12 protein-coding genes and 2 pseudogenes are annotated in these 12,588 nt (G+C 76.5%); 6 read left to right on the top strand and 8 right to left on the bottom strand.

Translation table 11 applies throughout. The features are described 5' to 3' along the window. From LPA27_RS01620 to LPA27_RS01600, 5 genes are all read right to left on the bottom strand, one after another. The gene (locus tag LPA27_RS01620) at positions 1-993 is read right to left on the bottom strand and encodes a DICT sensory domain-containing protein (RefSeq protein WP_228941269.1); all 993 of its coding nucleotides are present in this window, start codon (positions 991-993) and stop codon (positions 1-3) included. A 207-nt stretch (positions 994-1,200) separates the two neighbouring features. Next, positions 1,201-1,821, bottom strand: coding sequence for a class F sortase (locus LPA27_RS01615; protein WP_228941268.1), 621 nt, complete (start codon positions 1,819-1,821; stop codon positions 1,201-1,203). A 3-nt stretch (positions 1,822-1,824) separates the two neighbouring features. After that, positions 1,825-3,144: a hypothetical protein gene (locus LPA27_RS01610; protein ID WP_228941267.1), complete on the bottom strand. Its 1,320-nt coding sequence runs from the start codon at positions 3,142-3,144 to the stop codon at positions 1,825-1,827. A 446-nt stretch (positions 3,145-3,590) separates the two neighbouring features. Continuing rightward, positions 3,591-4,337 carry an IclR family transcriptional regulator gene (locus tag LPA27_RS01605; RefSeq protein ID WP_056903142.1) on the bottom strand — a complete coding sequence of 249 codons (747 nt, stop codon included), beginning with the start codon at positions 4,335-4,337 and terminating at the stop codon, positions 3,591-3,593. A 54-nt stretch (positions 4,338-4,391) separates the two neighbouring features. Next, positions 4,392-5,792 carry an MFS transporter gene (locus LPA27_RS01600; RefSeq protein ID WP_228941266.1) on the bottom strand — a complete coding sequence of 467 codons (1,401 nt, stop codon included), beginning with the start codon at positions 5,790-5,792 and terminating at the stop codon, positions 4,392-4,394. Between the two features lie 103 nt (positions 5,793-5,895). On the opposite strand from LPA27_RS01600, the gene pcaH reads away from it, so the two are divergent. From pcaH to LPA27_RS01575, 6 genes and pseudogenes are all read left to right on the top strand, one after another. Next, positions 5,896-6,699, top strand: coding sequence for a protocatechuate 3,4-dioxygenase subunit beta (pcaH, locus tag LPA27_RS01595; protein ID WP_228941265.1), 804 nt, complete (start codon positions 5,896-5,898; stop codon positions 6,697-6,699). After that, complete coding sequence (gene pcaG, locus LPA27_RS01590) at positions 6,696-7,295, top strand: protocatechuate 3,4-dioxygenase subunit alpha (RefSeq protein ID WP_228941264.1); 600 nt, start codon at positions 6,696-6,698, stop codon at positions 7,293-7,295. Before pcaH ends, pcaG begins: the two co-directional genes overlap by 4 nt. A gap of 4 nt (positions 7,296-7,299) precedes the next feature. Further along, positions 7,300-8,508 carry a lyase family protein gene (locus LPA27_RS01585; protein WP_228941263.1) on the top strand — a complete coding sequence of 403 codons (1,209 nt, stop codon included), beginning with the start codon at positions 7,300-7,302 and terminating at the stop codon, positions 8,506-8,508. Continuing rightward, a pseudogene (locus tag LPA27_RS19375) lies at positions 8,505-9,248 on the top strand (alpha/beta fold hydrolase); the annotation flags it as partial. The gene LPA27_RS01585 and the pseudogene LPA27_RS19375, both read left to right, overlap by 4 nt. 270 nt (positions 9,249-9,518) lie before the next feature. Beyond that, a pseudogene (pcaC, locus tag LPA27_RS19370) lies at positions 9,519-9,887 on the top strand (4-carboxymuconolactone decarboxylase); the annotation flags it as partial. Positions 9,888-10,077: 190 nt separating this feature from the next. Beyond that, positions 10,078-10,737 (top strand): SCO family protein, encoded by a 660-nt coding sequence (locus LPA27_RS01575; RefSeq protein ID WP_162242264.1) that lies wholly within the window; start codon positions 10,078-10,080, stop codon positions 10,735-10,737. A gap of 149 nt (positions 10,738-10,886) precedes the next feature. On the opposite strand, the gene LPA27_RS01570 is transcribed toward LPA27_RS01575, so the two are convergent. The 3 genes from LPA27_RS01570 to LPA27_RS01560 are packed head-to-tail and all read right to left on the bottom strand — an operon-like array spanning position 10,887 to position 12,347. Continuing rightward, positions 10,887-11,147, bottom strand: coding sequence for a hypothetical protein (locus LPA27_RS01570; RefSeq protein ID WP_228941261.1), 261 nt, complete (start codon positions 11,145-11,147; stop codon positions 10,887-10,889). A 49-nt stretch (positions 11,148-11,196) separates the two neighbouring features. After that, positions 11,197-11,787 (bottom strand): TlpA family protein disulfide reductase, encoded by a 591-nt coding sequence (locus LPA27_RS01565; protein ID WP_228941260.1) that lies wholly within the window; start codon positions 11,785-11,787, stop codon positions 11,197-11,199. Continuing rightward, positions 11,787-12,347, bottom strand: coding sequence for a TlpA family protein disulfide reductase (locus tag LPA27_RS01560; RefSeq protein WP_056863083.1), 561 nt, complete (start codon positions 12,345-12,347; stop codon positions 11,787-11,789). Before LPA27_RS01560 ends, LPA27_RS01565 begins: the two co-directional genes overlap by 1 nt. Between the last annotated feature and the right edge of the window lie 241 nt (positions 12,348-12,588).

The raw sequence follows: 12,588 nt of genomic DNA, 5'->3' as shown, positions 1-12,588 counted from the left end.
TCAGCGGACCGCGTAGCGGTCGACGTAGGACACGACGCGGTTGAACATCGCCGTCACCGAGGCCAGGTCGGCCAGCGCGGGGTCGGGGGAGCTGGCCAGCTCGTAGAGCACGGGCCGGGCCTCCTCGACGCCGGCGGCCTGGGCCACGCGGGCGCAGACCCGGGCCGCGTCGCGCACCGGGCCGGGCTCCACGGTCCACAGCGACTCGAAGACCCGGTCGCGGTCGGGGGTGTCGTCCTGGCCGGGCAGCTCCCAGGCGGTGAGGGCGGCGGAGAGGTCGGGGGCGTCGCAGACCACGGTCCACTCGCGGCGCATCGGGGCGTCGTGGGGCAGGGTCACCGCCATCGGCGTACGACGCGGCGGCTGCGGTCGCGCGGGACGCGTCGGGCGAGCCCCGGCGCCGGGCTGCGACCCGGGCGCGTCGGCCGAGGCGGGCCCGGCCGACAGCGTGGTGGTGCCGTCGTCGGAGCTGCGGGTCACGGGCGGGCTGGTGAACTCGGCGAAGACGAAGGTCTGGCGGGCCACCCGCGCCAGCTCCTCCCAGCGCTGCTGGGAGTGGGCGTAGAACTTCTCGTGCTGGAAGGCGCCGAAGAGGTAGGGCCGGTCGGCGAGCGCGCAGAACTCGTCCTCGATGGCCCACGACAGCGCCAGCAGCGTCGACTTGCGCAGGCGGTAGCTGGTGAGCCGCGGGTGGAGCCGGCGCAGCTCGGCGTAGGCCGACGGGGTCGTCGGCTCGGCGTCGGACCAGGCCGCGGAGACCGCCTGCTCGACGGCGACGTCGAGGCGCACCCCCATCTGGCGGCGGCGGATCACGTCGAGCACGACCTCGACGTCGGCCGCGGAGTAGCGCCGGTGACCGCTGTCGCGGCGCTGCGGATTGGGGAAGCCGTGGCGCTGCTCCCACATGCGCAGCGTCGCCGGGGCGACGCCCGTGCGCGAGGCCAGTTCACCGATCGTGAGGGTCTCGGGACCGGGGTTCGACGCGTCGTTCATGGCGCCACTGTAAACCTCCACAGGGTGTTGAGGAACGTGTGGACAACTGTTCACACCCCACCGGGCGGCCCCGGGTGCCCCTCGGACCAGACCAGTGACCGGACCAGTGACCGGACCAGCGGCCGGGCACGTGGCCGGTCGCGAGGCCGGCCAGGAACCGGGCCGGCGGTCGGCCCCGGTCGGCCCCGGGCTGTCCGGAGAGCCGGGTCAGACCGGCTCGCCGAGGGCGCGGCCGAAGACGACCACGTTGCTCGCGTAGGCCGCGCCGTCCCAGTCGGTGCACGAGATGAGCACGAGGCGCCCGTCGCGACGGTCCTGGCCGAAGACCTGCTGGGCGTTGGCCGCGAGCTGGTCCTTGTCGTAGACCACGACGCGGGTCACCTCGTACCGCATCCGTCCCCGCGGGGTGGTCACGTCGACCGCCGCGCCGCGCCGCACGTCGCCGAGGCGGTCCAGCGAGCCGCCGCCGGTGTGCACCGTGTGGCCCGCGATCACGGTCTGGCCGCTCTCGGCGCCCGGCTGCGCGGAGGCGTCCCACCAGCCGACGTCGAGCACGTCGGTGGGCGGGTCGAGCACGCGGTCGGTGGTGACGGCGACGGGCACGACGGGGGCGTCGATGCGCAGCGAGCGCACCTGCAGCCGCACGGGGTCGGCCGGGCCCAGGTCGGCGTACGACGGGCCGCTGTCGTCGGTGCCGCTGGGCAGGACCAGCCCACCGAGGACGAGCCCGACGCCCAGCACGAGCAGGGCCGTGGTGAGGGCTCCGAGACGGGCGGTGACGCCCGCCCCGTCTCCGGCTCCCGGGCCGGCGGGGCTGTCGGTGCCCACGGCTCAGGCCCTCGTGGCGCGGCGCCAGCTCGCGACGCCCGCGGCGCCGGCCAGGGCCAGCAGCCCGCCGAGGGCGAGGGTGCCGCCGGCGCCCAGACCCTCGTCGGGTCCGGCGGTGGCGCCGGCCTCGGCCACGCCGGCCGGCACCGAGGTGGGCACGTCGGTGGGCTGGGGCGTCGGGGTCGGGTCGGGGGTCTGCGGCGGCGCGCCGACGCGGCCGTTGGGGCCGCAGGTGCTGCGGCCGACCTGGGCGCCGAGCACCTCGACGCCGAAGTCGCTGGTCACCGGGAGCACGGCCAGGTCGAGCGCGGTGACCTCGATGGCGCCGTCACTGGAGCGGACCTGCTTGTTGAGGGTGAGGTCGAGGACGTTCTCCTCCAGCGGCGCGAGCTGCTCCCCGAGGGTCGCGAGCGCCTCCTCCACGACGGCGGTCTGGTCGATCGCGTCGCCCAGCGGGCCGAGGGCTCCGTCGAGGGCGGTGGTGAGCTGCTCCTGCAGCGCCTGCTCGAGCAGCGCCGCGACCTCGCCGAGGTCGGTGACGACCTTGGTGTTGGGGGCGGGGCTGACCGGCAGCGAGACCAGGTCGACGCGCTGTCCCATCACGCGTGCGTAGGCGCTGACGTCGGCGAGGTCGGCGCTGCCGTCGGCGGTGCCGGGCGCGGCCGTGCAGCGGCTCTGGATGGCGCCGGCGTCGAGGAAGACCCCGAGGTCGGCGGCGTCGAGCACCTGACCGACGGCGTCCTGCAGCGCGGGGAAGACCTGGTCGAGCACGGGGGCGAGGGCGTCCTGGAGCTGCTGGTCCAGGCCCTGCAGGAGGTCCGACTGCACCAGCTGGACGCCGGTGAGGTCGAGCGACGCGGCGTCGAGGGTGAGGTTCTGCCCCGGGGTCAGGCAGCTGCTGTCGCCGGCGGCGGCGACCGTGGCGCCGTCGCCCGCGAGCCCGGCGCACGCCGCCGAGCGGCCGTCGCGGCCCACGATGCGGGTGGTGGCGTCCTGGGCGAGGGTGCCGGCGCCCACGAAGTCCTGGCCGGCCAGGGCGGTGATCGCCGGGGAGCTCGTGCCGGTGGCGCGCTCGCGGCGGCCGTCGTTGGTCACGGAGTAGGACCCCGAGTCGGTGGGCGTACTGGCCACCGTGACCTCCAGCGCCGTCGCGCTGGCCTGGGCGACCGGTCCGGCCGCCATCGCCGGGCTCGCGGCCAGCGCGGCCACCGCCGCGGCGGCCGTCGTCGCGGCCACCCGGGTGGCGGTGCGGGCGGTGGTGCGGGCGGTGGTGCGGGTGCGGCCGGTCCGGCCGGGCGTACGACGTGCTGCGGGTGCTGACATGTCCGAGAAACCCCTCCCAAGGCGTGCGGCCACGCGCGTGACCACGCTCACTCAACGGGGCCGCCCGCTGATGGTTACGCCGCCCGGGCGGGTCCCACCCCTGTGGTGGCCGCGGGTGGGACGTCATGCGGGGGGTGGATGCGCATCCACGGGGCGCATGACGCCCCGGGTGGTCGCGGGTGGCCGCGGGTAGCCGCGGGTGGGACGTCATGCGAGGGGTGGATGCGCATCCACGGGGCGTATGACGTCGTGGGGTGGGTGTGCCGGGTCGCGGCGAGCGGGTGGCTGTGGTGGCCGCGGGTGGGACGTCATGCGAGAGGTGGATGCGCATACACGGGGCGTATGACGCCCCGGGTGGTCGCGGGTGGCCGCGGGTGGGACGTCATGCGAGGGGTGGATGCGCATCCACGGGGCGCATGACGCCCCGCCCGCGCGCCGGCCGGCGCTCAGCCCAGCGACCGGCCGATGCCGCGGGCGGCGACCTCGAGGGCGGCCACGAGACGGGCCCGGTCGCGGCGCAGCGACGGCACGACGATGCCGACGGCGGCCACGACCTCGTCCCCGCGGCGCACGGGCACGCCGACCGAGCACGCGCCGAGACTCATCTCCTCCGAGGTGGTGGCGTACCCCTCCGCGACGACCCGGTCGAGCTGGCGGCGCAGGGTGCCGGGGGCGACCACGGTGTAGGGCGTCACCCGGGTCAGCCGCGCGAGCACCTGGGCCTGCACGTCGGCGGGCGCGTGGGCCAGCAGCACCTTGCCGACCCCGGTGGCGTGCAGCGGCAGCCGCGACCCGACGGTGCTGACCACCGGCACGGAGGCGTGTCCGCGCAGGCGGTCGAGGTAGAGCACCTCCAGGCCGTCGCGCACCGCGAGGTGCAGGGTCGAGCGGGTGGCGGCGTGCAGGTCCTGCAGGAAGGGCGAGGCGATCTCGACCAGCCCGGCCTGGTGCGGGGCGAGCAGGCCGAGGTCCCAGAGGCGACGGCCGACGACGTACTCCCCGCTCTCGACGCGGGCCAGCGCCCCCCACCCGACCAGCTCGGCCACCAGGCGGTGGGCCGTGGGCACGGGCAGGCCGGCGCGCTGCGCCAGCGTGGTCAGCGAGAGCCGACGGTGGTCGTCGTCGAAGGCCTCCAGCAGCGCCAGCACCTTGCTGGCCACGCTGGCCCCGGGGGCGGAGGAGTTGCCGGCCATGGTCGCGATCCTGCCACCGGGCGCCGGTCGGTGGACCCCGGCCGGCGCCACTCCTCAGGCCGCGGTCGCCGAGGCCCGCACGTGGGCGGGCACGGTGGCCAGAGCGACGACGGCGAGCACGGCCGCGACGGCGAAGGCGTAGAAGCCCCACGGGTAGGCCACGCCGGCGGTGACCAGCGCGCCGCCGAGCGAGGGCCCGACGATGGCGCCGACGCGACCGACGCCGGCCGACATGCCCAGCGCGGTGCCGCGCACCTGCGGCGGGTAGAGGTGGCCGACGAAGGCGTAGACCAGCACCTGGGCACTGAAGACGAAGACGCCCGCCAGCAGCACGCCGACGTAGACCAGCAGCGAGCTCTCGATGCGGATGCTCAGCAGCGCGAGGAAGACCGCCGCGAGCCCGAACCACACCAGCACGGTGCGCTTGTTGCCGCGTGCGTCGGCGATCTGCCCGGCGACCAGCAGCCCGATCACGGCGCCCACGTTGAGCACCAGGATGAGGCCGGTGCCGGCCTGGATGGAGTAGCCGGCCTCGCCCATGATCTTCGGCAGCCACGTGTTGAGCCCGTAGACCAGCAGCAGGCCCATGAACGAGGCCACCCACAGCCCCAGGCTGATGCGCAGGTAGACCCCGCGGACCACGTCGGAGGCGCGCGCCGCGCGCGCCACGGGCGCGTCGGGGGTGACGGTGCCGTGGCGGTCGGGGTCGCCGGCGCCACGGGTGGTGGCGCCGGTGGGGCTGCTCGAGGTGGGTCCCGCGGTCGCGCGCTCGTCGCGGGCGCGGAGGTAGGCCTCCGACTCGGGCAGGCGGGCCCACATGACCGGGAGCGTGAGCAGGCCGGCGACGCCGCCGACGACGAACATCGCCTCCCACCCGTAGGCGTCGACCAGCCACAGCCCGAGCAGGGCGGTGAGCACGGCGCCGACGTGGTAGCCGGTCATCATGCGGGTCACGGCACTGCCGCCGCGGCCGGGCCGCGCGTGCTCGGACATGAAGGCCAGGGCGGTCGGCAGGCAGGCGCCGAGACCCAGACCGGCCAGGAAGCGCAGCACGGTGAACTCGGTGACGGTGCGCGCCAGCGGGAGCACCAGCGTGAGCACGGAGAAGACCGCGATGCTCGTGAGGAGGGCGCGGCGACGACCGAAGCGGTCGGTGAGCGGGCCGACCGCGACCGCGCCGATGCCGACCCCGACCAGGCCGAGGGTGGAGGCCCAGGTGAGCGAGGCGTCGGTGAACCCCAGGGCCCCGGTCGCGGACAGCACCGGGATGACGACCCCGAGCACCACGAGGTCGAAGCCGTCGAGGGCGACCGCGACCCAGCAGAGGGCCACCGGCCACCACGCGGCGGGGCTCGCCGACCCGGCGGGTCCGGAGGGGGCGTCGGCCGCCCCGGGGGAGGTGGTCCCGGGGGCGGTGCCGGGCCGCGCGGGGGTGGGGGAGGGGGAGGAGGACATGGCCTCACCGTGACAGCGCTCACATCGCGTCGACCACCGGCCGCTTCCGGTCAGCGGAAGGGCGGCGGCGCCGGTGTGACCGGCGTCGCCCTACGGTGCCGGGGTGAGCACACCCATCACCCCGGAGCCCGCCCCCGAGCCCGGCAGCCAGGCCGAGGTCAGCGCCGAGATCGCCGCGCTCGACGGCACCCCCGGGCGCCAGCCGCGCCTGGACTACCCGCCCTACCGGTCCTCCGCCCTGCGCCACCCCACCCAGGCCCTGCACCAGGTCGACCCCGAGGGGCTCGAGCTGTGGGCCCCGGTCTTCGGGCGGCGCGACGTCGACCCGCTGGAGGCCGACCTCACCATCGGCGGGCGCGGCGAGCCGATCGGCGAGCGGATGGTCGTCACCGGTCGCGTGGTCGACGGCGAGGGTCGCCCCGTGCGCCACCAGCTCGTCGAGGTCTGGCAGGCCAACGCCGGGGGGCGCTACGTGCACCAGCGCGACCAGCACCCCGCACCCCTCGACCCCCACTTCACCGGGGTCGGTCGCTGCCTCACCGACGCCGAGGGCACCTACCGCTTCACCACGATCAAGCCGGGGCCCTACCCGTGGCGCAACCACCGCAACGCCTGGCGACCCGCACACATCCACTTCTCGCTCTTCGGCACCGACTTCACCCAGCGCCTGGTCACGCAGATGTACTTCCCCGGCGACCCGCTCTTCGCCCTCGACCCGATCTACCAGGCCGTCACCGACCCCGCCGACCGCGCCCGGCTCGTCGCGACCTACGACCACGACCTCACCCAGCCCGAGTGGGCCACCGGCTACCGCTGGGACATCGTGCTCACCGGCTCCCACCGCACCCCGCGCGAGGACGACGTCGAGCCCGACCACGCCGAGCACCGAGCAGGAGACGCCCGATGAGCACCCCCGCCGCTCCCACGCCCGCCCCCACGCCCGCCCCCACCCCCGCCGCGCCCACGCCCGGGCAGACCGTGGGGCCCTTCTTCCACGACGCCCTGCCCTTCCCCCGCGACCGCGAGCTCGTGCCGCCCGGCTCGCCCGGCTCGGTGGTGCTCCGGGGCCGCGTGCTCGACGGCGCCGGAGAGCCCGTGCCCGACGCGCTGGTCGAGCTGTGGCAGACCGCCCCCGACGGCACGGTCGTGCAGCAGCCCGGCTCGCTGCGCCGCGACGGCGTCACCTTCACCGGCTGGGGCCGCTGCGCCACCGACGGCGAGGGGCGCTGGTCCTTCGTGACGCTGCGCCCGGGCACGCCGTACGTCGCCCTGACGCTGCTCGCCCGCGGCCTGCTCGACCGGCTCCAGACCCGGGCCTACCTCCCCGACGCGCCCGACGACGACCTCCTCGCCGCGCTCGGTCCGCGCGCCGCGACCCTGCGCTGCACCGACGACGAGCACGGTCTGCTCATCGACCTGCGGCTGCAGGGCGAGCACGAGACCGTCTTCCTCGACCACGCCGCGCGACCGGGCGGGCCCCTCGGCGACGGTGGGACACACTGACGCTGTGGCCGACCTCTTCTGGCCCGGCGACCACCGGGCCCGCGACGTCCTCTCCGACGAGGCCTTCCTGGCCGCGATGCTCGACGTCGAGCAGGCCTGGCTCGCCGCGCTCGTCGCCGCCGACGTGGCGCCGGTGCGCGCCCGCGCCGACCTCGGCGGCCTCGTCGGCCCCGGTGACCTCCCCGGCCTCGCCGAGCGGGCCGAGGCCGGCGGCAACCCGGTGCTCCCGCTGCTGGCGCTGCTGCGCTCCCGCCTCGGCGCCGAGACCGACGCCGCGCGCTGGCTGCACCGCGGCCTGACCAGCCAGGACGTCGTCGACACCGCGCTGGTGCTGCTGGCCCGCGCCGCCCTCGACGACGTGGCCACCCACCTCGGCGCGCAGGTCACGACCCTGGTCGCGCTGGCGGAGGAGCACCGCACCACCGCGATGACCGCCCGCACGCTGACCCAGCACGCCGTGCCCACGACCTTCGGCCTCGTCGCCGCCAGCTGGCTCGGCGGCGTGCTCGACGCCCACGACGAGGTCGCCGCCCTCGGCGGGCGGGCGCTGCCCGCGCAGCTCGGCGGTGCCGCCGGCACCCTCGCCGCCCTCGGTGAGCTGCTCGCGCCCGGCCACGACCCCCTCGCGCTCACCACCGAGGTCGCCACCTCCCTCGGTCTCGCGCCGGCCGTGCCGTGGCACGGCGTGCGCAGCCCGCTGACCCGCGTCGGCGACGCCGCCGTGCGCTGCACCGACGCCTGGGGCCACGTCGCGCGCGACGTGCTCACCCTGGCCCGCCCCGAGATCGGCGAGCTCTCCGAGGGCGCCGGGGGCGGGTCCTCGACCATGCCCCACAAGGCCAACCCCGTGCTGGCCGTGCTCGTGCGGCGCGCCGCGCTCACCACCCCCCAGCTCGCGGCCACCCTCCACCTCGCCGCCGCCGACCAGGTGGACCAGCGCGCCGACGGCGCCTGGCACGCCGAGTGGGCCACCCTGCGCGACCTGCTGCGCCGCACCTGCACGGCCGCCTCCCAGACCGCCGACCTGCTCGCCGGCCTCCGGGTGCACCCCGCGCGGATGGCGGCCACGCTGGAGGCCGCGGACTCCGACGTACGCGCGGAGCAGCGGAGCATGGCCGCCCTCACCGGGCGCGACCCCCGACCGACCTACCTCGGCGCCACCGACGCCCTCGTCGACGCCGTCCTCCACCGAGCCCGTGAGGTGACCCCGTGACCCCCGACCCGACCCCCGACCCGACGCCCGACCCGACGCCCGACCCGACTCCCGCCCCGGCCGCGGCGGGTGGCTCCTCCGGCGAGCCGCCGGTCGTGCCCGCGGTCACCGGGGTGCGCCTCAGCGGAGCCGCCCACCGCGCCGACCTCCCCCTGCTCGTGCTCGGACCCTCGCTCGGCACCTCGGCCGCCACCCTGTGGACCCGCTGCGCCGCGGCCGGCCTCACCGAGGCCTTCGACGTCCTGGCCTGGGACCTGCCCGGACACGGCCACAACACCGCCGTGCCCGCGCGCGCCTTCGACCTGGCCGGGCTGGCCGCCGGCGTGCTCGTGCTGGTCGACGAGGTGATGACCCAGCGCGGTGACCCGCCCGGCTCGTCCTTCGCCTACGCCGGCGACTCCGTCGGCGGCGCCGTCGGCCTCCAGCTGCTCCTCGACGCCCCCGACCGCGTCGACGCCGCCGTGCTGCTGTGCACCGGCGCGCGCATCGGCACCGCCGCCTCCTGGACCGAGCGGATGGCCACGGTCACCGACTCCGGCACGCCCGCGATGGTGAGCGGGTCGGCGCAGCGGTGGTTCGGCCCCGGCTTCCTCGACCGCGAGCCCGAGGCCGGCTCCGCGCTGCTGCACGCGCTCTCGGCGGCCCGCGACGAGGGCTACGTCGCCGTCTGCGGCGCCCTGGCGGCCTTCGACGTGCGCGACCGTCTCGGCGAGATCACCGCCCCCGTCCTCGCCGTCGCCGGCAGCCACGACGTCGCCACCCCGCCGGAGTCGCTGCGCGCGATCGCCGAGGGCGTCGTCCACGGCTCCTACGTCGAGCTGCCCGACGTCGCCCACCTCGCCCCCGCCGAGGCCCCCGAGGTCGTGGCCCGGCTCGTGCGGGCGCATCTGCTGGGCGGGTCGCTCGACGAGGCGCTCGCCGGCCCCGGAGCCGTCGGCGGCGCGGGTGGTGGCGCGGGTGGTGGCGCGGGTGGTGGCGCGGCGCCCGCGGCGTACGACGGTGACGACCCGCGCGTCGCCGCCGGCCTGGTCACCCGCCGCGAGGTGCTCGGCGACGCCCACGTCGACCGCGCCCGGGCCGCCACGACCGACTTCACCCGCGACTTCCAGGAGCTCATCACCGCCTACGCCTGGGACGGCGTCTGGAACCGCCCCGGCCTCGACCGCCGCAGCCGCTCCCTGGTCACCCTCACCGCCCTCGTCGCCCGCGGCCACCACGAGGAGCTCGCGATGCACGTGCGCGCCGCCCGCACCAACGGCGTCACCGTCGAGGAGATCCGCGAGGTCCTGCTCCAGACCGCCATCTACTGCGGCGTCCCCGACGCCAACGCCGCCTTCCGCGTCGCCCAACAGGTGCTGACCGACCTCGGGGAGGCCTGAGCGGCGGCTTGGCGGGTTTCACCAGCCGGCTGGCGAAACCCGCACCTGTCGGCCGGTGCGTGGGCCGACAGGTGCGGGTCCGGGCCGACAGGTGTGGCTGACGTGGCGGCTGTGGCCCAGCCGACACCGGTCGCGACCGGCCACCACCGGCCCGGCGGGGCCTGCGGGAGGCCCTCGTACCATCGATCCCGTGCGCATCCGATCCGCCCGACCGACCAGTCCGAGCCCGCGACGGCGGCGTACGGCGGGGGCGCTGGCCGCCCTCACCGTGACCGCGCTGGTCGCCTCGGGCTGCTCGCAGGAGCAGCAGGTCGACTTCACCGGCCGCGTGGTCGACCCGCCCTTCGAGGTCGCCGACACCACCCTCGAGACGACCGACGGTCAGCCGTTCACGCTGGCCACCGACGCCGACAAGCCGCTGACGCTGCTCTTCTTCGGTTACACCTCGTGCCCCGACATATGCCCGCAGGTGCTCAACTCCCTGGCCTCGGGGCTGCTCAAGCTCGACGAGGAGCAGCGCAGCGAGGTCGACGTGGTCTTCGTCAGCACCGACCCGAAGAAGGACACCCCGGCGGTCATCGACGACTACCTCGGCAACTTCGACCCCTCCTTCACCGGCCTCACCGGAGACCTCGACGCCGTCAACCAGCTCGGGGAGTCGGTCGGCGTCTACGTCGACGACGGCGAGGCGCTGCCCGGCGGCGGCTACGACCCCAACGCCCACGGCACCTACGTCATCGCCGTCGACCAGGACGGCGAGGCCCCGGCGATCTGGGGCCGCGAGACCTCGCCCAGCCAGTTCGCCGACGACATCGGCTTCCTGCTCACCGGCGAGGTCCGCCAGGGCTGACCCGGCCCGTACGCCGCACCGCACCGGCCGCCCGCCCGCCCGCGCCCGCCCGCGCCCGCCCGCGCCCGACCGCCCGCGCCCGACCGAGGCGGTCCGACCGTCCGAGGCGGCCTGCCCGGCCTCGACGTCCGGCGCCGCCTGGATGAGCCTCAGCCCGGCGAGGACGGGCTCGCGGCCGGTCGGCGCCGCCGCGGGGAGTGACGCCGCAGCAGCAGCCCGGTGACGACGGTGAGGCCCACGACGGCCGACAGGATGCCCGCACTGCCGAGCGGACCGTAGGCAGCGGCGAGCAGCACGGCGATCCAGGCCACGCTGGCGAGGGTGGCTCCGGCCACGACTCCGGCCAGGGCGAGCACGACCGGCGAGGTCCGTGTCCTCGCCGCTCGGGGGCGGGTGCGAGGGGTGGTCACGGCGCCCAGGCTAGCGGCGCGTCACGCAGGGTGACCGCGCCTCAGTGCCTCAGCGCCCGGGCACGTGGTCGAGCCCCTCGAGCACCTCGGCGCGCGAGTGGAACGGCCCGACGTGGACGGCCACCACCTCGCCGTCCGTGACCATCGCGGAGGCGGGCAGCCAGACCAGCGACGCCCGGCCGTCGAGGGAGCGCAGGAAGGACAGGTCGGCGTCCTGCCAGCTGTCGAAGGCGACACCGAGGTCGGCGATCAGGTCCTCGCCGTCGTCGGCGAAGCGATCGCGCGAGAGCCCGACGACCTGCAGGTCACCGGAGGCGTCGACCCGGTCGAGCAGCGGCATCTCCTCGCGGCAGGGGCCGCAGCTGCTGGCCCAGACGTTGACCAGGGTGGGCTCGTCGAGGTCGGGCGCCGTCGCCGGTGCCGCGCCCAGGGGCGCGTCGGTCGGCAGCGTCACCGCGATCGGGTCGACGGCGATCCAGCCCGACTGCGGGAGGTCGGCGGGGCGGGTGTCGGGGGAGGTGTCGACGTAGGTGGTGGAGCAGCCGGCGAGCAGGAGCGCGGCGCCGACCGTGACGAACGCGGCGAGGGCGGCGGGCCGGGGCCGCCGACCGGTCCTGACGGCACGGGCGGGGCGCGGCATCAGCGCGCGGGCACGTAGTCGAGGCCGTCAAGCACCTCGGCGCGGTCGCGGAACTCGCCGAGGTGCACGGCCACGACCTCGCCGTCGACCACCATGGCCGAGGCGGGCACGCTGTTGAGCGGCATCCGGCCGTCGAGGGCGACGGCGAACTCCGCGTCGGCGTCGAGCCAGCTGTCGAAGGTGACGTCGAGGTCGTCGATCATGGTCTGGCCCTGGGCGGCGGTGACGTCGCGGGAGAGGCCGAGCACCTGGAGGTCGCCGGAGCGCGACACCTCGTCGAGCAGCGGCATCTCGGCCTGGCAGGGCTCGCACCAGCTGGCCCAGACGTTGACCAGGGTGGGCTCGGTGAGGTCGGCGCTGGTGGCGTCGGTGCCGCCGAGGGGCTGGTCGGTGGGCAGCTCGGCCGCGATCGGGTCGACGCGGGTCCAGCCGGCCGCGACCGGGGCGTCCTCGTCGGCGCCGTCGGGGGTGGAGTCGACGTAGGTGGTCGAGCAGCCGGCGAGGGTCCAGACCGCGGCGGCGGTGAGGGCGGCGAGGGGTCGGAGCAGGCGGCGCGGCACGCCTCCACGGTACCGGGCCGCGCGCGCCCGGCCCCGCCCGCGCGCCCGGCTCAGGTGGGTGCGGGCCCCGTCGAGCGGCGTACGACGAGCGGGGTGGGCAGCCTGACGTCGCGAGGCCCGTTCCGGGGCCGGGGAAGTGCAGGCGCCGGCGTGCTAGGGGGAGGGGCACGACCGTGCCCCTCCCCCTAGCACGCGAGCAAGTCGCCCCGGGCCGGGTGCGGTGCGGCCCGCGACGCTGCCG

The sequence above is a fragment of the Nocardioides sp. Leaf374 genome, assembly GCF_916862475.1.
Taxonomy (GTDB): Bacteria; Actinomycetota; Actinomycetes; order Propionibacteriales; family Nocardioidaceae; genus Nocardioides; species Nocardioides kribbensis.
The sequence above is the reverse complement of the archived record's forward strand: the minus strand, read 5'-3'. Positions and strand labels throughout refer to the sequence as shown.